The sequence below is a fragment of the Paenibacillus sp. sgz302190 genome (assembly GCF_059820445.1).
Map to the genome: position 1 here is coordinate 648,710 of NZ_JBZYAO010000001.1, position 19,979 is coordinate 668,688.

Annotated in this window: 16 protein-coding genes; 1 reads left to right on the top strand and 15 read right to left on the bottom strand. The window is 52.7% G+C overall.

What is annotated here, in order from left to right; genetic code table 11:
* Position 1: 1 nt before the first annotated feature.
* The 9 genes from AC6RNO_RS02780 to AC6RNO_RS02820 all read right to left on the bottom strand — a co-directional run bounded on the left by AC6RNO_RS02780 (position 2) and on the right by AC6RNO_RS02820 (position 12,435).
* The gene (locus AC6RNO_RS02780) at positions 2-919 is read right to left on the bottom strand and encodes a carbohydrate ABC transporter permease (RefSeq protein WP_474683124.1); all 918 of its coding nucleotides are present in this window, start codon (positions 917-919) and stop codon (positions 2-4) included.
* A gap of 88 nt (positions 920-1,007) precedes the next feature.
* Positions 1,008-2,618, bottom strand: a complete 1,611-nt coding sequence (locus tag AC6RNO_RS02785) for a response regulator (RefSeq protein WP_497104466.1) — start codon at positions 2,616-2,618, stop codon at positions 1,008-1,010.
* Positions 2,611-4,419, bottom strand: a complete 1,809-nt coding sequence (locus AC6RNO_RS02790; RefSeq protein WP_497104468.1) for a histidine kinase — start codon at positions 4,417-4,419, stop codon at positions 2,611-2,613. Before AC6RNO_RS02790 ends, AC6RNO_RS02785 begins: the two co-directional genes overlap by 8 nt.
* Positions 4,420-4,599: 180 nt before the next feature.
* Entirely contained in the window at positions 4,600-7,290 is a 2,691-nt protein-coding gene (locus AC6RNO_RS02795) for a phosphoenolpyruvate synthase (protein WP_497104470.1), read from the bottom strand.
* A gap of 319 nt (positions 7,291-7,609) precedes the next feature.
* Positions 7,610-8,284 carry a hypothetical protein gene (locus AC6RNO_RS02800; protein ID WP_474683128.1) on the bottom strand — a complete coding sequence of 225 codons (675 nt, stop codon included), beginning with the start codon at positions 8,282-8,284 and terminating at the stop codon, positions 7,610-7,612.
* A 106-nt stretch (positions 8,285-8,390) separates the two neighbouring features.
* Positions 8,391-9,176, bottom strand: a complete 786-nt coding sequence (locus AC6RNO_RS02805) for an ATP-binding cassette domain-containing protein (RefSeq protein ID WP_497104472.1) — start codon at positions 9,174-9,176, stop codon at positions 8,391-8,393.
* Entirely contained in the window at positions 9,130-10,407 is a 1,278-nt protein-coding gene (locus AC6RNO_RS02810; RefSeq protein ID WP_474683130.1) for an MFS transporter, read from the bottom strand. Before AC6RNO_RS02810 ends, AC6RNO_RS02805 begins: the two co-directional genes overlap by 47 nt.
* A gap of 61 nt (positions 10,408-10,468) precedes the next feature.
* Entirely contained in the window at positions 10,469-11,173 is a 705-nt protein-coding gene (locus AC6RNO_RS02815; protein WP_474683131.1) for a FadR/GntR family transcriptional regulator, read from the bottom strand.
* A 233-nt stretch (positions 11,174-11,406) separates the two neighbouring features.
* The gene (locus tag AC6RNO_RS02820; protein ID WP_497104474.1) at positions 11,407-12,435 is read right to left on the bottom strand and encodes an ROK family protein; all 1,029 of its coding nucleotides are present in this window, start codon (positions 12,433-12,435) and stop codon (positions 11,407-11,409) included.
* Positions 12,436-12,645: 210 nt separating this feature from the next.
* On the opposite strand from AC6RNO_RS02820, the gene xerS reads away from it, so the two are divergent.
* A complete protein-coding gene (xerS, locus tag AC6RNO_RS02825) occupies positions 12,646-13,728 on the top strand; it encodes a tyrosine recombinase XerS (protein WP_474683133.1) in 1,083 nt (360 codons plus the stop codon).
* 3 nt (positions 13,729-13,731) lie between these two features.
* On the opposite strand, the gene mgrA is transcribed toward xerS, so the two are convergent.
* From mgrA to AC6RNO_RS02855, 6 genes are all read right to left on the bottom strand, one after another.
* Positions 13,732-14,721: an L-glyceraldehyde 3-phosphate reductase gene (mgrA, locus tag AC6RNO_RS02830; protein WP_474683134.1), complete on the bottom strand. Its 990-nt coding sequence runs from the start codon at positions 14,719-14,721 to the stop codon at positions 13,732-13,734.
* A 98-nt stretch (positions 14,722-14,819) separates the two neighbouring features.
* On the bottom strand, positions 14,820-15,848 hold the full coding sequence (locus tag AC6RNO_RS02835) for a phosphotransferase (RefSeq protein ID WP_497104477.1): 1,029 nt from the start codon (positions 15,846-15,848) through the stop codon (positions 14,820-14,822).
* 28 nt (positions 15,849-15,876) lie between these two features.
* Positions 15,877-16,383, bottom strand: coding sequence for an ADP-heptose synthase (locus AC6RNO_RS02840; protein WP_474683136.1), 507 nt, complete (start codon positions 16,381-16,383; stop codon positions 15,877-15,879).
* 147 nt (positions 16,384-16,530) lie between these two features.
* Positions 16,531-17,133, bottom strand: a complete 603-nt coding sequence (locus AC6RNO_RS02845) for a ribonuclease H-like YkuK family protein (RefSeq protein ID WP_474683137.1) — start codon at positions 17,131-17,133, stop codon at positions 16,531-16,533.
* Positions 17,134-17,273: 140 nt separating this feature from the next.
* Positions 17,274-17,570: a hypothetical protein gene (locus AC6RNO_RS02850; protein ID WP_497104480.1), complete on the bottom strand. Its 297-nt coding sequence runs from the start codon at positions 17,568-17,570 to the stop codon at positions 17,274-17,276.
* A gap of 78 nt (positions 17,571-17,648) precedes the next feature.
* Positions 17,649-19,952: a thiamine pyrophosphate-dependent enzyme gene (locus tag AC6RNO_RS02855; protein ID WP_497104482.1), complete on the bottom strand. Its 2,304-nt coding sequence runs from the start codon at positions 19,950-19,952 to the stop codon at positions 17,649-17,651.
* Positions 19,953-19,979: the final 27 nt, after the last annotated feature.

Consider the following 19,979-nt stretch of genomic DNA (forward strand, 5'->3'; position numbering starts at 1 on the left):
GCTATCCCCTCTCATCCTTGCCGTCGCCATAAAAAACCCAATACTTCGACGTAACGAACACGACGGCTGTCAGCGCACCGATCACGACGAGCATAATCCAGGCAAGCGCCGAGGCGTAGCCCATATCGAAAAAAGAAAACCCTTTCAGATACAAATACAAGGTGTAAAATAAAGTCGAATTCAGAGGCCCCCCGCGACCGTCTCCGATGATATAACCGGGTGTGAACACTTGAAACGAATTGATAATGCTCATCACCAGGTTGAAAAAAATGACCGGAGACAACAGCGGAAGCGTAATTTGAAAAAACTGCCGCACTTTGCCCGCACCGTCCACCTGCGACGCTTCATACAGATCGGCAGGCACCTGCTTCAGCCCGGCCAGAAAAATGACCATCGCCGACCCGAACTGCCAGACCGACAACGCAATGATCGTCGACATGATGTAGTCCGGATGCGCCGCCCAGGCCGGTCCCTGAATGCCGAAACGGCTCAGCAATTGATTGAACAGACCGTCGCCGTCGAATATTTTCCTCCATACGACGGCAATGGCAACGCTGCCGCCAAGCAAGGACGGGATGTAATAAACGGTCCGGTAAACGCCAAGCGCACGAATCCCTTTGTTCAGCGCCAAAGCTACCCCCAGCGCGAAAACAAGTTTGAGCGGGACGGACAATAATGCGTACTGGAAAGTAACTCCCATTGAGTGATAAAAGGAATCGTCTTCCTTAAAAATTTGCGCATAATTGTCCAGCCCCAGCCATTTGGGCGCATTCAATAAATTGAATTTCGTCATGGAGAGATACAAGGAGCCCAGCATGGGCCCCAGCGTCAAGCAGAAAAAACCGGCCAGCCATGGCAGCAAAAACAAATAAGCTGTGCGATTTTGCCGTGAAAGAGCCGTTTTGCCTAATGATGTCAAAAGAGCGCCCTCCTCCTTTCGTGATCGTTTCGATGAAGATTCATCGTTTGTACCACCATCATAAGGATTCGCAGCGCTGCTTTGAATGTTATTTTTTCGGCTCTTGATTATTAAATTTTTCAGATTGTTTGCGCAGACGATAGTCGGAAGGCGGCATTCCGTACAACCGCTTAAATTTCGAACTGAAGTAACTGGCATTCGAAAAGCCGGCCAGTTCCGCGATGTCCCATAAGTTGAGCATTGTTTCATCCAGCAGTTGCACGGCTTTGGCCATGCGGACATCGGTCACATACCGGATGAACGTCTTCCCGGCCTTGGACTTGAACATTTCGGAAAAATACGATGAATTGTAATTAAAGCGTTCGGCCAGCATGTTCAAATTGATATCGTACATATAGTTGTCCTCAATGAACTGCTTGGCGGCCTGGATGATGGATTGCTCCGACTGGCCGGGACCAGTTTCCGGGCCGCGCACGATTTTATGCGCCAGCTTATTGAGAAACAGCTGCGCTTTAGCCGGGGTATCGAGCCCCCATACTTGCTCGGGGCGAATCCACAGCTGCTCTCCGCTGTCTAGGGCGATACCGGCAGAATATGCCGCAGCATCCAGCATAAGATACAGCTGGAAAATGAGTTTCACGAATTTCGCTTGCGAAGCGGCGAAAGCTTCATTCAGCTCTTTGGCCGCGGCCTGCTCAAAAGCGGCAAGCTCGCCTCTGGCCAGGTAAAGCCGCATAACCTTCGCCGTTTCTTCCGAAAGGGCGGCCTCCGTCGCAGGTGGCATATGCATGGCTTGCGGCTCTTTATCGCCTTTCAAATTCCATGCCAACAGCGAAGACAAGTAACCGGCCTTCCACTGTCTTAAGCCTGTGACCGGCTTGCCGGCGGCGATCTCCGGCCGGAAGCCCAAATGTTCGCTCACAGCGCTGCTGAGAGCTTCGACGAACATATCCAGATCCGTCTCGGACATCACGACGATAACATGCATCAAACCCGCATAATTCCCGTCGCGGAATACTTGACACGGATGCTGCGAAGTTTCCGCCACTTCCCGGCATACCATTTCAAAGGGAAGCCGCAGCTTGTCCGGCGTGCGCGCAGGCTGCCCGGCATCATCCGCGCGTTCCGGCAAACCGGTCGTAAGGAACCGGACTTGCCGCTCCCCCCAGTCGTCCAGTTGAAACATCTTCGCCCTTTCCTTGACCGCCGCTTCCCGCTCCCACTCTTCTTTGACCAAATGCACGATAAAATGTTCTTTCATTTCTTTGTAATACTGCGATAGCCGCCATTGCATCACGGCTTGCTGATCGCGCTCACTGCGCTGCTCGTCAAGCTCGCGGACTACCTTGAGCAGCGCCTCCTTCAGCTCGCCCTGTGCGACGGGCTTTAGCAAATAGTCCCTCACGTGATTGCGGACAGCCGCCTTGGCATATTGAAAATCTTCATAGCCCGTAATGACAATGAGCCGCAGCGCGGGATAGCGTTCATGGCAAGCTTCCAAAAACGAGACGCCATTCATCACCGGCATATTCATATCGGTAATGACGATATCAACCGGATGATCAGCCAGAGAGTCTATGGCTTCCTCCCCATTCCCCGCCTCGCCCGCGATGCGCAGCCCCAAGCTCGCCCAATCGACCTTGAGCCGCAATCCTTGCCGTATTTCGGGTTCGTCATCGACGATGAGCACACTATACATCTGTCTTTCCTCCTTGCATCGGCAGCATGATCGTTATGCAGGTTCCTTGCTGCGGCGCCGAACCGATTTCAAAAGCAAACAGCGCCCCATAGTACAGCTGGCATCTGGCCAGCACATTGCGCAGTCCGATCTGCTGCGACCGGCTGTTCAAAACGTGCTCGAATTGCGAAGCCGACGATTCCGCCCGCAGCTGCTGCGCCAATTCCGCAGCGATTCCGGGGCCGTTATCCGCAACGGCAAGAAGGAGCCGGTCGCGATCCCGCCTTACCCGGACGACGACGTTCGCTGCCGCCTGCTCCGCAAAGCTGTATTTCACCGCATTTTCGATTAAAGGCTGCAAAATGAATTTGGGGATGACGCACGGTCCCGCCGGTTCGTCCTGCTCAATCCGAATATGAAGCCGGTCGGCAAAGCGCACTTGCAAAATGGATACATAATGGCGGACATAGGTCAACTCCTCTTCCAACGGGATGAGATCGTCGCTGATTTTCAACGAGAAGCGCATCATTTTTCCCAGCGATTCGATGACTCTCACCGTATCCTGCGTGCGATGCTGCATAGCCAGGCTGCTCAGCAATTCCAACGTGTTAAACAGAAAATGAGGATTAATTTGCATAAGCAGCGCTTTGTATTCCGCTTGCTGCCGCAGCAGCTTCAGTTCGAACTCCGTCTTGATATGATGCCGCAGCCGTATCAGCATGTTCCTGAACGTCGTCGTCACATAGCCGACTTCGTTGCGGACTTTTGCTTCCCCGGGGATCCGATTCTCTGCGCCCTGAAAATCGCCCATCTGCACAAAACGCATCGCGGACGCCAGGCGCGAGAGCGGTTTGGAAATCCCGTGCGAAAGCCATATCGCAGCGGCAATTGCGGCGGCAAGCAGCAGCGAGGCAAATATGAGGATGCTCGTCCGAAGCTTGTACAGCTTGCCGTATAAGTCCGCTTCAGGCACGATGCCGACGAGCAGCCAATCGTTCAGCTTCAGCTTTTTATAGACTACAATGTTCGTTCCGCCATGCCCATTATCCAGGGAGATCGCGCCGTTCTGGAGACGGCTGCCGGATATCGCCTCAATCTGCTTCACAGCTTCCGGGTATGCGGCAAATTCCCCCTGGCCCAAAATCGGGTTTCCTTGGCGGTCCAGCAGGAAAATCGTGCCCTTTTCTCCAAGATGAATCCGGCTCAACGGCTCCAGAAAAAAATCGGATTTGACGTTGATCTTCATCATGCTTTTGGATTGGGACGGCTCGAACGTGCCGATGGGCAGCAGCAAACTCACTACGTCAAAAGACTTCGCCCGTCTGACCTCAATCGGGTCCTGGTGAGCGGACACCCATTGGATTCCCTCCGCTTTGAACCGGTTATACCATGGATCGCTCTTGAAAGCAGCCTCGTTCATGATCTGGTTATCTTCCGAAACCCACATTCCCTCCTGCCGGTACAACGTGATCGACGACACAATCGAATAATTGTTCACCGTCTGCGTCAAAAACTGGCTTAAATGAATGTTCGCCAGCATTTTCTCGCCGTCAGGCAAAGCGGGGTCGGACAGCGCAGTGTCCCAATTTTTCGTCGTGCTGCTATTGAACACAATCGAAGAAACATCGTATATTTGCGCGAGTGCCATGCTGACGAACGACCCGTATTCGTCCATTTTTTCGAACGCGGACGACTCAATATACGAGCGGATGGTCGAACGGGATTCCGTAAAAAACAAATACGACATCGTCCCCAACGAAACGAGCAGCAAAACGATGAAAATAACGATCAACCGGCTTTTGAGCGAGTAGAAAATGAGCAAGTCCCCCCTCTGTTTGCGTGATGATTTGTTACATCCATATAAAACCCGGGGATCGGAATTTGTCAACCGGCCTATGCAAGAAAAAAGGGCAAGCCCTCCAGTAAGACGTCCAACTGCAAAATAAAAGGCCGCGCTGGAGCCTGTTGCCCCAAAGCGGCCTTGACGACGCTATTGCCATTCCTATCTATTCGTTCCGTCTGTGTCCGACCGGGCCAGGATTAGCACATATCCGCGGGTTCCGTCCAGCCGGATCCGATCGCCGCTCTTGATCTTCCCGGTTGCGCCGTCGATGCCGACGACTGCCGGCAGCCCGTATTCGCGGGCGACGACGGCGCCATGGGTCATCAGCCCCCCGACCTCCATGACCAAACCGACAGCCGAATGGAATAGCGGCGTCCAGCCCGGATCGGTAAAAGGCGCGATCAGAATTTCGCCTTTGTTCAATTTGGCCTCTTCCGGACGCAGCACGACGCGGGCAATGCCTTCGACGACTCCGGCGGACACGGGCGTACCGAGAAGTGCGCCTTCCGGAGCGGCTTGCTGTTTGCGCTGCCCGGTAATGATTTCTCCTTCGCTGGACATAAGACGCGGCGGTGTCAGCGTGCGAAAACGCTCGTAGTCGCGTTTTCGTCTTTCCAGCAGCCGCTCCAAGTCGTCCAGCGGCTTCCCTTCGCTCAGCGCAAGCAATTCGTCGAGCGTCAAGAAAAATACGTCGTCCTCGTCGCGCAGCACTCCGGCGCCTGTGAGCAGGCGCGCTTCTTCCTTCAGCGCTTTACGGATGATGCCGAATACTTGCATCAGCAAATATTTGGGATGCTCGCGAAGCCCCATCATGCCCCGGAACACGTGCAGCAGGCGGGTCATCAGCTTTGCCTTCAACCAGCCGAAAGGCTGGCCGCGGAGACGTTCAACAAGATCGCGCGCAGCCGCTTCCGCTTCCCGCGCTCCTTGCGCGAACTTTTCGCGATGCTCGCCCGGCGCTACGCTGCGCATATGGCTAACGATCGACGGCAGCAGCGTGCTCGTGTCTTCCCGCCATCGCGGGCGCGTAATGTCGATTTCGCCGGGACAGCGCATGCCGTATATGTCCATGAACCGGTCCCATTCCCGCGCAAACGCCTCTCCTCCTTGCACGAACTGCAGCTGCTCGCGGAAGCGGCGAGGGTCGCCGTGACCGGTCAGTTCGGCAACCTGCGGATGCTGTCTTGCGATATCGGCCAAATCGCCGATCATCAGCCCCATTTCACTCGTGACATTGCCGGGCAGCGATTTGTTCAGCACGTGCACTGTGTCATGATCGCCAAGCCATTTCTCCGCAAGCGTTTGGACCATTTTTAATGCAATTATGCCCGGGAGCGGATACGGCAGCAGTTCGCGAAAAAAACGCCGAAGCAAATCCCCGATTTGCTCTTGTACGCGAACGATCCGCTCAGGCCCTGTAACGCCAAACAAATGTTCCTCATTCATCTTCACGAATGCTTCGACCTTCTTGTTCAGTCTTTCTGCCGCTTCGGAAGGGCGGGCAAAAAACAAGTTTCGGATGGCCCTGAACACGATGGGACCCGCAAATTCGAGCACGGCTCTCTTTTGCCCGGGCTCGGGAGGCAAATGTTGAATGAATCCTTCCCGCTCAATGAACTGGGCGACTCCGCTGCTCATTTGCTCATCCACAATGCGCAGGACAATCGGAAACAGCTTGCGCGCCGGTTTTAGTAAAAACAGCTTCGTGATATCGGCGTACAGCCTTCCTCCCGCTGTATACATCAACCCGCTTTCCGAGCAAAGCGATGTCTTTCCGAAAGGAAACATGGTGCGCCATACGGACAATGCCATCGGCTTCATCGCATCGGTCATCATTTGCTGGTGACCGAGCGACAACAGCAAATGCGGAGACTCTCCCGGCGATGTGGGAACGTGCGGCAGCGGATACAGCGACGTAATCGGCCGGCTCTGCACAATATAGAAACGCCCGCCCTCATAACACCACTCGATATCTTGCTCCGTGCCGTAGTGCTGCTTGATTTTCTCGCCTAATGCGGCCAGCCGGACGATCTGCCCGTCGTCGAGCGCCTGCTGCTCCTGCATGTCCGCAGGCAAATCCTGCGTTACGGTGCCTCCATCCGGCAAAGCGAAGATCGCGATTGTTTTCCGGGCAATCTTTTTCCCAATCAATGCTCCCGAACGCACCTGGTACAAATCGGCCGATACAAGTCCGGATACCAACGCTTCCCCCAGCCCGTAACTCGCGTCGATCGATATCGTGTCCCGGCGGCCGCTGACCGGATCGGCGGTGAACATAATGCCCGACACTTCGGGAAATACCATCTGCTGCACGACGACCGACAACAGCACGGAACGGTGGTCGAAATCGTTTTTCGCCCTATACGAAATCGCCCTGTCGGTAAACAGCGACGCCCAGCATTTGCGAATGGCCTGAAGCAGCTGTTCTTCGCCGCACACGTTCAAATACGTATCCTGCTGCCCGGCGAACGAAGCCGTCGGCAAATCCTCCGCAGTCGCGCTCGAACGGACGGCATATGCCTTGTCCCCGCCTGTCCGGCGCCAGCTTTCCGCAATCGCCATGCGGACCGGTTCCGGAATCGGAAGCGCTGTCAAATGATCGCGTATTTGCCGCCCGAGCCCGGCGATTTCATCCAGACGGTCCGCCTTAACGGATGCCAGCCTTCTAAAAAACTCCGGCATCTCACCGCTTTGCCCGATAAATGCGCAATAAGCGCCGGTTGTGACGCAAAAACCGCCCGGAACCGGGAAGCCCGCTCGCGTCATTTCGCCCAGGTTGGCGCCTTTGCCGCCCACAAGCGGCAGGCTGCCCTTATCAATCCGCTCAAAATCAAGCACATACCCGTCCATCGTACAGCACCCCTTTTGTCGTTGGCAATCAATTTCGCATGTCTAAGCTCCCAAAGTTTCCCGATGCCATAATGAAGTCATCTATCGCTCAAGCTTGCGCAGTTCGCAGCCGTATAGCCTCTTCTATCCCAGTTTAGGTCCTGCAAGACTTAAATATTCATGACGAACTAGCCTCCCGCCTTTAAATATATTTACATTATTAATATTTAATCATATTAATTAATGCCATAAATTATCGAAAATTGGCGCTTTTCGCGGATTTTAAGAGTCAAAAAAAGCCCTGATCCTTCAGTTCAGGGCCCCTTCGTTTCCAAACAGCTTATGAATCCAAATCTTTCAGCTCGATCGCATACGATTGCCTTATTAAATGAACAAATGAAATAATCACTAACGGCAGCGCCACATACAAGAGCATGCCGGAGGAGATGAAAAACGAAGCGATGGAAAGGGCGAGCACACAGCCGGTAATAATTAAGGATAGCGACAGCTGATTTTCATTGTTCACCTTCTTGTATCTGTTAAACGGATGAAACGAGATAAAGGAGAAGCCCAGGTTTTTCTTCTTCAAAATCCATGCGAGAGACAAACCTACCAAGACGGTTACGACCTGAAGCAGCAGCGAGCCGGAACTGGTAGGCATTTGGTCATCGTCATAATTATACAAATTGCAGCCTTGCAATGCGATCACAACTATAATTTGCAGCAAAAAGTATAACGACAATCCGGATAGCAGAACGATGCCGATGCTGATCCACTTCATTTTAAAAATGAAGCGAATAAACAGAAACGTCAGCAGCGTTTGAAAAGCCGTATCATAAAACGAAAAGCCCAGTTTCACTCTCAAAACATAAGAAATGACGGCCAAAACCATACCAAACAGCCCAATATGGAGAAGCTGCATCATCGTAGAGCGATGACGGTACAATGTAAAAAACAGCATAAAAATGGTGATCGTCTCAAATGTGGAAAACAATACGGATAAAAGGAACTCCACGCCAACTCCTCCATCAGTTCGTGCTTGATCTTTATATTCGGCATGTTATTCTTTCTACGATCCCTTGTACGATTCCTCCATTTTTGCGCGCTGGAATTTACCCCCTTTATTTGGCAGCGGGAAGCACCCAAATACGTTCGTCCCTGAGCACGGCCTCTACCGGAGATTCGAAAAACCGGCTTAAATGCCCGCTCGTGAGCAGCTCCCTCATCTCGCCCTTCATGAACACTTCGCCCCGGCGCAGCAGCAGTGCATGGCGAAAGATCGGCAAAATCTCCTCCGTATGATGGGTCACATACAAAAGCGTAGGCGCCCCTTCGGCCCGGGCCAACTGCTCGATGGCTTCAAGCAGCCGCTCCCGCGAAAAGAGATCGAGCCCGTTGCAGGGCTCATCAAGAATGAGCAGCTTCGGAGAAGCCATAAGCGCCCGGGCGATGAGCAGCTTTTGCTTCTCCCCCTGGGAACACGACTGGTACGTGCGGCCCGCCAGGTGCAAGTAGTGAAGCTGCTCCATCAGCGCATAGGCGCGCTGCCAATCGGCCTCATCCGGCTTCTCATACAAGCCGATCGTGGCATATTTGCCGCTGACGACAATATACTCCGTTTTATCGTTGGCATACAGCTTCTCCTGCAGCGATGAGCTTACCCAGCCGATGGAAGTGCGAAGCTCGCGCAAATCGACCGTGCCAAAAGCGTTCTCCAGGACGGAAACCGTCCCGGAAGTCGGCCATAAATAGCCGGTGATGATGTTCAACAGCGTCGTTTTCCCGGAACCGTTCAGTCCCAGAATGGCCCAGTGCTCGCCTTTTGCCACTTCCCAGTCAATCTCGTTCAAAATGACGCTCTCACCTCTGCGAAAGCTCGCCTGCTTGATACTGATCACCTGCTCCATGAGCACTCACCTCTTTCCTCGACTCTCCCGATAAGATGCGGTCCGACGGCAGCAAAATCGCCAGCAGTCCTAACAGCGGCAAAAATGCGCACAATTTGATGACGAAATCCACGCTTGTCGCATCCGCCAGTGCGCCGAGCACGGCAGATCCAATTCCGCCCAGGCCGAACGCCAGGCCGAAGAACAACCCCGCTACCATACCGACGCGCCCCGGAAGCAGCTGCTGCGCATACACGATAATGACCGAGAAGCCGGACATTAGAATCAAGCCGATGAAGATGAGCAGCACAATGGCCACCCCCGGACTGACATAAGGCAGAAGCAGTGAAAAAGGCGCCGTTCCGAGAATGGAGAACCAGATCATATTGCGCTTGCCGAAACGGTCTGCGAGCGGTCCGCCGAAAAAGGTGCCCGCCATCCCCGCAAAGAGCAGGATAAATAAGTAAAGCTGAGACTGTTTAATAGAAATGCCGAATTTTTCGATCAGGAAAAAAGAATAATACCCGTTCATACTCGCCAAATAAACAAATTTGGAGAACAACAGCATGATCAGAATCGTAACGGACAACCCGACAATTTTTTTGTCAAGCTTCAGCTCGCTTTGGCTTTGACTGCGGTCAGCCTTTTTCCGCTCCCTTTGACTCAAATCTTGCCGGTACCAGCGGGCCACCCGGAATTGCACGATAACCGCCACGGCCGCAAACAGCGTGAACCAGATGATGCTTTTTTGACCGAATTGCACAAAGACGAATGCCGTCAGCACCGGCGCCATAGCTTGTCCGGTATTTCCCCCCAACTGAAAAATCGATTGGGCCAGTCCTTTGCGCGTCCCTGAAGCCAAATGCGCCACGCGCGACGATTCCGGATGAAGCACGGCCGAGCCGATGCCGATCAGAATGACGAACAGCAGCACCAATGCAAAACTGTTGGCATAGGCCAGACCGGCAACGCCGACCAGCGAGAACAGCACTCCTGCAGGCAAAATATACGGCGTCGGCTTGGCATCCGTATATGTACCGATTATGGGCTGAAACAAAGACGCGGTAACATTCAAGGCAAAACCGATCCAGCCGATTTGGCTAAAAGAAAGGTTCAGCGTTTCATGCAGCAGCGGAAACATCGAAGGAATAACCGACTGAATCAAATCATTCAGCAAATGTACGAAACTTACGGCAAACAAGATGGATAACGCCATCGTATTCGCCTGTTTGTTTATCGTCTGACTTTCCATGCGGTATACCACTCTCCCAAATTCGTAATATCATCTGACGTTTAAATCGACAAAAAAAGAGTTATGGGAGCACTTGCTCCAACGCTCTCTTTGTTCCTTCCAAATGCCGCAGCGTGTAAGTTACAGCCGCCTGCTCATCCTGATCGCAAATCGCCTCGTACAGCTTCACATGCTCCTCCGTGTATTCGTCTTGATGCGCAGGATCGGCATGCAGTTTCTCCAAAGCGACGCGCAGCACTTCGCTGAACGTCCGGTACAAATCCATCATGACCGGATTTTTCGCAGCGGCGGCTACCGCCAAATGAAACGCGATGTCCGCGTCCAGGTACTTCTGCTGCTCTCCGGCCGCAAGCGCCCGATTCCGCTCCTCCAACTGGCTGCGAATGTGCGCCAGATCCTTCTCATCGCGGCGCCGCGCGGCAAGCCGGGCGATCTCGGACTCGAGGGAGAATCTCACCTCGTATACATCAAGCACCTCGGCGCGGCGAAGCCGGATATCAAGCGGCTCCTGCGTGCTGGCCGTACCGATGACGAACGTGCCGTGCCCCTGCCGCTTCTCCAGCATTCCGGCGTGAGCCAGCACGCGCACCGCTTCGCGAATCGTCGAACGTCCGACGGCGAACTGCGCCATCAGCTCCGGCTCTGTCGGAATTTGAGTTCCGACGGGAAGCTCGCCGAGCGAGATTTTTTTTTCCAACTGCTGAACGACGTCATCGACAATTTGCTTGCGCCGGACAGTTTGGAACGATATGCCGCCAGAATTCATCTGATCATCTCCTTTATCAGGCATTGTACTAAATCCGTTGCCTAAAAGCCAGCATTTTTTTTCATTGCGGCATATTAGTTACATAACAATTATTATGTAAACAAACAACGTGAAAAACATCCACTATATGTGGAGGACTATGTTCGAATCGGGCCGCGATGGAGCCCCCATTTCTATCCATGAGGTGAATTCCATAGGGCCCGACATCCGTTTCTCCCGTTTTTCGCTTCGTTTCAACTGCTTTTCGCAGAAATCATGAGCTTAAGCCCGAGATACTGCAGACCGTACAAATAATCCTGCTTCCAGTCGCTGGTTGTGAGCTTGGGCAGATGTTCCGCCGGAATATAGTCTGCGCTCCTTGCCGCGATCCGGTTAACGAGAGTTGAGTCCACTTCGTCATGACAAAAAATAATCGCATGCGGGTTTATAATAGCCGTGCACGCAGCTACAAGCCGGCTGACCGCATCGATGCCGTCCTCTGTCAAGGATGCGTCCCGCGATTCATTGCCTTTTTTTAAAGCTTGTTGAAAATTCCGGTCATCGTATTGAGGAACGAACGAAACTTCCCCCGAGAAAAACGTGCTTCCCCTCACCACATCTCCGTTGATTAAAATGCCGGCGCCAGGGCCGTTTTGACCGAAATATAAGTAAAACAGGGATGGATTGTTTTCATGGTTCCTTTTGTTATAATAACCAAGGACCGCAGCGTTCATATCGTTCTCAACGACGACAGGAATGGCGAACCGCCCCTCAAAGTATCCCTTCAAATCAAAATTGTGAAACTGCTTGTAGGTCGGGATAAAAATGACGCGGCCATTATTGACCGAACCGGGGACACCGATTGCAAGCGAGCGGATATTCGGATATTTTACAATTATTTGTTCGATATGCTCCGCCAGTCTTGAGACATCTTCCATAAGGACACTCGATGTGCTGCCTTGTTCTTTCACTTCGCCCAAGCAATTAAAAATCGTGTAGTTCGTTTCCGTTTTTTCTAAAAATAGTGCCAAACCAAGCATATACTCCGGGTTGTAAGCGTATCTTTTGGCCCTTCTTCCGCCGCTGGAATCATCGATGCCGGCTAATAGAAGCTCCCCGCTCTTCTCCAATTGAGCAATGAATTTGCTAATCGTCGGAAAGCTGATTCCCAGTTTATCGCTCAGCTCAACTTTCGTTGCGCTTCCAAGCTCAAGCAGTGCCGTACGCAAACTGCGAACAATGAAATGCTTCATATCTTTTGGGGTTGCAGGCTGCCCATTCATTATGTTCACCACCCTGTAACACATCTTATTAAACAACTTTAATAAAACACAACGATACTATATCAAAAATTTCAAGCAATGGAAAGCGAATTCATTTGCTGCCGCTCCCGCTCTTTCGCGTTGATTTGTCCTGACAAAGTGACAGTTCGTCTACCTTTTTTTCAGTCACACTGCTATACTTACTTCAAGAACCCGCCTGAGGTGATTGCTATGAACATCATTAAAGTCAAGGACCGCAACGAACTGGAAAAAAAACTGCCGACTATGCCGTGGTATGTGGAGAAATTCATTAATTACAAGCTGCCCGATCTTTCGCCTTCGTCGCTGCTGGAATACGTCAGAGATTACGAGACGTTCTTCTCCTGGCTGCTTGCGGAAGGCCTCTCCACGGCAGATTCCATCGCCCATATTCCGATCGAGGATCTGGAAAAAATTCATATGGACAGCGTCGATAACTTCCGCATGTTTCTCGCTACGCGCAAGGAGCAGGCTAACGTGAAGACGACGATTAACCGCAAGCTGTCCGCCCTCCGCTCCCTGTTTCATTATTTGAGCCAAATTGCCGAGGATGACAATTTTTACCCGCTTCTGAAGCGCAATGTGATGGCCAAAATCGAGATCAAGCGTTCGCACAAGCCGAAAGATACCGCGGCGAAGCTGGAGGGAAAGCTGCTGCAGGAGCAGGAAATTATCGAATTTATCGATTATGTGCATAGCGGTTACGAGTACGATGTCGCCACCAACAAGCAGGCTCTTTATTCCTATGAGCAAAATAAAGTACGCGACGCCTGCATCATTACGTTAATTTTGAACTCCGGTCTGCGCGTTTCCGAGGTGTTCAATCTGAATGTCGACGACATCGATCTCAAAAAAAAGCTGACTTACGTTTACCGCAAAGGGAAAAACGACGATACCTTCAAGACGCCGGTCTACTTCCGCCAAAATGCGATTCAGGCGCTGACGGACTACCTGACGATCCGGCAAACCCGCTACAAGCCGGCGAAAAAAGAAAAAGCCCTCTTCCTTGCCATAGCCAACGGCAAAAAAGAAGGCGAGCGAATGACCAAACGGGCCATTCAGGAGATGGTCATCAAATACGCCAAGCGCTTCGGCAAGCCGTATTTGTCCGTGCACAAGCTGCGGCACTCGTTCGCGACCGATTATTATTTGCTCAACGATCTGTACAAAACCCAAGAGCAGCTCGGCCATGCTTCGCCGGAGACGACGCAGATCTACGCGCATCTCACCGACAAAACGATGGCCGAGGCCATCGACAAACGGGCGGAATCCTGAAGATTACTTCAGGATTTCTTCAATTTGCGCGAGCTCTTCGGCGGAAAATTCGAGATTTTTCAGCGCCGCGACATTTTCTTCGATTTGTGAGACACGGCTGGCCCCAATCAGCGCCGAAGTGACGCGTTCCCCTCTCAGCACCCAGGCAAGCGCCATTTGCGCAAGGCTTTGACCGCGGCTGCCGGCGAGCTCGTTCAGCTTGCCTATTTTGACCAGCTTGTCTTCGGTAATGTCCTTCGCGTTCAAGAACACACTGCTGCCGCCGGCACGGGAGTCGGTCGGGATGCCGGTAACATACTTGTTCGTCAGCAGCCCTTGTGCCAGCGGACAAAAGGCGATGCTGCCCACGCCGTGCTCGTCAAGAACGTCCTGCAAACCGTCTTCGATCCAGCGGTTCATCATGCTGTAGGAAGGCTGGTGAATGAGCAGCGGCGTGCCCAGCTCCTTCAAAATTTTGACCGCCTGTTCCGTCTGTTCGGCCGTATAGCTGGACAATCCTATGTACAGCGCTTTTCCTTGGCGGACAATTTGATCCAGAGCTCCCATCGTCTCTTCGAAAGGCGTATTCGGGTCAGGTCTGTGCGAATAAAAAATGTCGACATATTCCAGCCCCATCCGTTTCAAGCTTTGATCCAGACTGGAAATTAAATATTTTTTCGAACCCCACTCGCCATAGGGGCCTTCCCACATGTAATAGCCCGCTTTGGTCGAGATGATCATCTCGTCCCGGTAAGCGGCCAAATCGCTTTTCAACACTTTGCCGAACATTTCTTCGGCCGATCCCGGAGGCGGTCCGTAATTGTTCGCCAAATCAAAATGCGTGATGCCCAAATCAAAAGAACGCAGCAGCATTGCCCTTCCGTTCTCATGCGTATCCACGCCGCCGAAGTTATGCCACAGGCCCAGCGAAATCGCCGGAAGCTTGAGTCCCGATCTGCCTGTCCGATTATATTTCATCTCTGCGTACCTGGTTGCGCTTGCTTGATATTTCATAAGCTTACCTTCCTCCCTTGGCTTCAATCCTTTTTAGTATAGGCTAACGGCCGCAACAAAAAAAGAACTGAAAAAAACGTGTCTAAGTTACCTGAAGGTTAGTAAACACTTTTTTTCCAAATTTCCGTCACTCGCGCGCCGTGCTGTTCCAGCCATTTCGTTTTCTCCCACGTACTCCGAACGATCCCTGCCAATACTTCACGGCCATCGACGCCGTCCAGAAACCGGCCGAGGAAATGCACGAATACATCCAGCCTGCGAAGCTCGACCAGCAGAGGCAGCGCCTGAACCTCTTCTTCCTCCAAAGCGGCATAGCGGCGGTAGCCCGATAGCAAAGCTTCGATATTTCCCCACATTTCGGCCTCGGGAATCGCCGGGTCAATTAGATCCGATAGGCAAACGGCCAGTTCCATAACCCGCAAATCCCGCGTGACAAATTCAAAATCGAGTATCGCTGCGATACGGCCCTCCGCATCTACAAGCATATTCGAGCCGTTGATGTCGCCATGGACGAGCTGGTGCGGCAGCCGCTTCAAATCCGCGATCCGCTCAAAAAAAGCTTCGAACCGTTTCTCGATGTACAAAAGCGCCGTCTGCAGCGGCAAAAAGAAATCCGGAGGCATCCGGCAAAATTGCGAAATCGCTTCCGGCGTACAGCGCGGATGGATGTCCTCAATTTCGTAATAAGGCCTGTACACCGGCGCGGAGGCGATGTTCAGGCGCTGCAGCGCGTTGGAAAGCTGTCCGACGGCTTCCCCGACCCGCCCGATCTGCGCAGGGCTCATCCCGTACGGATTCGTTCCCTCCGTATAGCTGAACAGAGCCGCAAGCTTCCCGGAAGCGCCATTCGTCTCGGCTATCGTCCCGCCTGACGGCAGACTAACCGGAACAGGCGTTCGAAAAGGAAGCTTCAGCCCGGATAAAGCGAGCAGCACCTCGTGCTCATAGGCGATCTTGGCGCGATCCCGATGCGTTTCATAGATACGAAGCACATACTTGTTTCCGCCGGTTTCGACAAATCGGGTCGTATTGTTCATGCCGCCTTCGCAGGCAGTCATCGACCATTTCTGACCGGGAAACCAGCGCTCTGCCAATGCTTGCAAATTTTGTTCCGCAATTGCATTCATACGCTGCTTTTTACTCCTCTTCGCCTGGCTAGACCAGAAAATCTCCTTCAACCGCAAACTCAAAATCTTCCACATCAAAAGCTTCCGCCGGAACTCCGGCTTCAACCATCCGTTCCAACATGTCCAACTGGTCCGTCAGGAGAGCAGCACTCTCTTTAATCGCAGTCAAAATAAGCTCCGTCTCAATCGGATCGAACTGCTCGCCGTATTCGGCATTATCGATCGCATAAACGACAGTCAGGGAGACGTTCTCATTGATCGGCAGCGGCGGGCTTTTTTTCCAGGGTACGAGTAAAGCCCTTTCAATTTTCTTCTTATTGAACGATTCCTCGAAAAACGCAAGCAATTCGCCGATTTTTTGCTTCACGAAAACGTCGTCCTCGCTATTTTGCATAATCGGTTCGTTGGTTTCCTGTATTTCGTACAATTCTTGAATACTGGTATAAGGGATCACAAATGTAACCGGGCGCCCAGGATGCAGCAATTGCCCGTGAATGGCCAGCATAACGGCTTCAATAACGAAAACTCGGGACATGCTTCACCCCTCCTTCTTTTGTTCTAAATAAAACGATACTTCCATCTATCATACATAATTCCTTATTGGCATTTCAATGGAAAAACAAAAAAACGTTCGTTCTCCGGATCCTGAAGGACCAGAAAGAACGAACGCGCGGCTGAAACCTTATAAACTTCCATCTGTCACCTCATGGGCATGATAAGTAGCTTGGTAAGAAACGGGCTTTTTGGAAAACCGGTTGGCGTACGACGAAGCCACATAGCAATCCGGTTTAATGACAGGCACCATGCCTACCGACTCGACTCTGCGAACCATTTCTTCGACGAACTTGGCCGTCTTGTTCTTGGCTGCGTCTTCGCCGGCGTCGATATGAATGTACATCTCGAACGAGGCGCCCTGATAAATATGCGGCAGTATCACATTTTCCATATCTCGCCGTTTGGTCTCATCAAAGTATAATGCGATTTCTTCGCTCAAGGCCGTCTCCGTCGACAGCTTTTCTTTGACCGATGTCAAAGCGCGAGGAACCAACACTTGGCGGTAGCAAGCCCACGCGCCTTTCCCCATCCGCTGGATGACGACACCGGTAATAAATTTCGTGCATCCTGCATGCACCTGGCAATCGGTGCCGATGATGAACTTGTACGCTGCCAGTGGTTCGAGCCGCATAAAGCGAAGAATTCTCTCATGAACGTCCTCAATCGTGAGTCCACTTTCGGTCGTATTCCGAAACTCCAGTTGCTGCTGCACGGTTCTCCGATGTCCCAATGATAAGGCGCTTCCTTTCTCTTTAAGATTCGGATGAAGCAAAGGCGGTATATCCCAACCGCCTCTTATCTATATTATATGGCAAAAACGTCAAGATCGAACCGTCGTTATTTGCAAAACCCCGGTCCGGCTCCGAAATGTCAGGAAATGTCCCCTTTTCGCGCTTCCGGTTTGCCCGCTTCATTCTCGAACAACACGTAAGTGGGATCATTTTTCAGCCTGACGTTGCAAAGCTTCATTTCCCTCTCGTCCATCTCTCTCACATCCCATTCGGCCGGTTCCGCTACCCCCGCGGCCTGCAAAAAAGGCCGGGCCTCTTCCTCCGCCTCCCTGGCTTCCGCCCAATACTTAACTCCATAATACGCCAGTTGATAATGATTGACCAGCATGCATGTATAGATTTGCTTCGTTGCCGAGTGCTGAAGCACATAGGGCATATTCCTGTTCCATCCTTCCCGCCGCCAGCAACAAAGGCACTGTCCCGCGAGGGGAAAGTGCCCGTGCCTGTTCGTTATTTACAAATACGGATTGTCGTGCTTGGCTTTCAACATGTTCCAGCGGCGCTCCACTTCGAGCTCGAACGATTGTAACGATTCCGCGTACTCCGGCTTCGTCATATGCTTCGTTTTGCCCATCGTTTTGAGCCAGTCGGCCAAAGGAATTTTCTTTCCCTTGTCTTCCGGGTTGTACGTGAGCGTCGTAACGCCATGCTCCACTTCATACAGCGGGAAAAAGCAGGAATCTACCGCAGCGCCGACGATATTCGAGCCCTCCTGGTCTTCGGACAGCCAGTTGAGCGGGCAGGCAATCAAAATTTTGCCGTACACCATGCCTTCATGCTGGGCGTACCACTGCGCTTTGGCCGCCTTTTTCACCAAATCCTGCGGATATGCTTCCGAGCCTGTGAACACGTAAGGAATATGGGTCGCCGCCATAATTTGCGCGGTGTCCTTGTGGTGGAACACTTTGCCGCCCTGTTTCTTGCCGACGTTTGACGTCGACGTCCGGTGACCGAGCGGAGTCGAGTACGACAGCTGCGCGCCCGTATTCATGTAGCCTTCATTATCGTATTCCAGGATAATCATTTTATGATTGCGCAGCGCAGCGCCGATGGCCGGCCCCATGCCGATGTCCATGCCGCCGTCGCCGGTGATCATGACGAAGGTGAAATCGTCCTGCAGCCCAAGCCCGTCGAGCTCGCCGCGGCGCTTGCGCTCCCAGAACATTTCGACGACGCCGGAAAGCGTTGCCGCCCCGTTCTGGAACAAATTATGGATATACGTCGCCTTATGGGCGGAGTACGGATATCCGGTCGTGACAACCATCGCGCAGCCCGTGTGGAACAGTGCGACGATATCGCCCTCGATGCCTTTGAAGAACATCTCCAGGCCCGAGAAAATGCCGCAGCCCGGACAAGCGCCGTGCCCCGGAGCGATGCGCTTCGGCTTCTTCGTCAGCGAGCGCAGCGGCGGAATGCGGACGTTCAGCTTGCCGGAAGTTTCGTCCGGAGTGACGGTAATGAGGCCCGTCTTGAGATCCTCATATTTCATTGGCGTCAGCACGCGCTTCGGCGCCTTCGCCGGATCTCCCGCCGTATGGCCGTAATAATCGAAAGGTACTTCCACGTACCCTTTGTTCATCGCGTCGATCGCAAATTGGAACAGGTTGTGGCCGTCTTCCGAGTAAAAATCTTTGCCGCCCAAGCCGTAGACACGGCTAATCACAAGCGTATCGTGATTTCTGTGCGTGAACAGCGCGGCTTTGATCTCGTTGACCATATTGCCGCCATGCCCGCCGTAAGAATCGGCGCGGTCGCCGACCGTGACCGCTTTGACATGCTGCAAAGCTTCGGCAATTTGCTTCGCCGGGAAAGGCCGGATCATGTTCGGCGCAATCGAACCGGCTTTAATGCCCTTCTCGCGCAGCTGGTCGACTACGTCCTTGATGATCTCCGACGAGGAGTTCATCAAAAACACGGCGACTTCCGCATCGTCCATCCGGTACAGATCGAGAATCGGATAATCGCGCCCTGTCAAGTCCGCGTATTCCCGGCGGATCCGGTCGAACACTTCCTCCGCGTTGTACATGGCGACCGACTGCTGATAGCAGTTGTTAATATAGTCCGGCTCGTTCATATACGGGCCTACGGTTATCGGATTGTTGCGGTCCAGCGTATTCGGGAATCCTTGCGGTTGCTCGCCGATGAAAGCATGCACATCCTCACGGTTGGCGAACGTCTGCACTCTTCGTTTTTGGTGCGAGGTGAAGTAGCCGTCGGACGCGACGAGCACAGGCAGGCGCACCGCAGGGTCTTCGGCCAGCTTCAAAGCCATAATATTCATATCGTATACGGCCTGCGGATCGCGGCACATCAGGATCGGCCAGCCGGTATTGAGCGCATAATACAGATCGGAATGGTCGCCGTGAATATCCAGAGGGCCGGATACCGAGCGGCATACCAGATTCATCACCATCGGAAACCGGGTGCCGGACTGAACCGGCATCTGCTCCAGCATGTACAAATAGCCGTTGGCGCTTGTCGCGTTGAATACGCGGCCGCCGGCGGTCGAAGCGCCGTAACATACGCCCGCCGAGCCATGTTCGCCGTCAGCCGGAATGAGCACGATGTCATGCTGGCCGTTCGTTTTCATCAAATCGAGAAATTGGGCTACTTCCGTGGACGGAGATATCGGAAAATATCCCATGATATGATAATTAATTTGATGAGCGGCATATGCGGCCATCTCGTTGCCGGATTCGTACACAATCCGCTGCTCGATTTTGGCTTGCCCCAATTCCTTTTTGATATCAATGGCCATACGTTTGTATCCACCCTTCTCCCATGA

Bases quoted from the DNA above. Each gene is read 5' to 3' on its own strand.
- AC6RNO_RS02805 (WP_497104472.1), bottom strand. From the start codon at position 9,176: ATGGAGCAGGTGATCAGTATCAAGCAGGCGAGCTTTCGCAGAGGTGAG.
- AC6RNO_RS02835 (WP_497104477.1), bottom strand. From the start codon at position 15,848: ATGAATGCAATTGCGGAACAAAATTTGCAAGCATTGGCAGAGCGCTGG.
- AC6RNO_RS02785 (WP_497104466.1), bottom strand. From the start codon at position 2,618: ATGTATAGTGTGCTCATCGTCGATGACGAACCCGAAATACGGCAAGGA.
- AC6RNO_RS02810 (WP_474683130.1), bottom strand. From the start codon at position 10,407: ATGGAAAGTCAGACGATAAACAAACAGGCGAATACGATGGCGTTATCC.
- xerS (WP_474683133.1), top strand. From the start codon at position 12,646: ATGAACATCATTAAAGTCAAGGACCGCAACGAACTGGAAAAAAAACTG.
- AC6RNO_RS02815 (WP_474683131.1), bottom strand. From the start codon at position 11,173: ATGAATTCTGGCGGCATATCGTTCCAAACTGTCCGGCGCAAGCAAATT.
- AC6RNO_RS02850 (WP_497104480.1), bottom strand. From the start codon at position 17,570: ATGCCCTATGTGCTTCAGCACTCGGCAACGAAGCAAATCTATACATGC.
- mgrA (WP_474683134.1), bottom strand. From the start codon at position 14,721: ATGAAATATCAAGCAAGCGCAACCAGGTACGCAGAGATGAAATATAAT.
- AC6RNO_RS02820 (WP_497104474.1), bottom strand. From the start codon at position 12,435: ATGAATGGGCAGCCTGCAACCCCAAAAGATATGAAGCATTTCATTGTT.
- AC6RNO_RS02855 (WP_497104482.1), bottom strand. From the start codon at position 19,952: ATGGCCATTGATATCAAAAAGGAATTGGGGCAAGCCAAAATCGAGCAG.
- AC6RNO_RS02840 (WP_474683136.1), bottom strand. From the start codon at position 16,383: ATGTCCCGAGTTTTCGTTATTGAAGCCGTTATGCTGGCCATTCACGGG.
- AC6RNO_RS02795 (WP_497104470.1), bottom strand. From the start codon at position 7,290: ATGGACGGGTATGTGCTTGATTTTGAGCGGATTGATAAGGGCAGCCTG.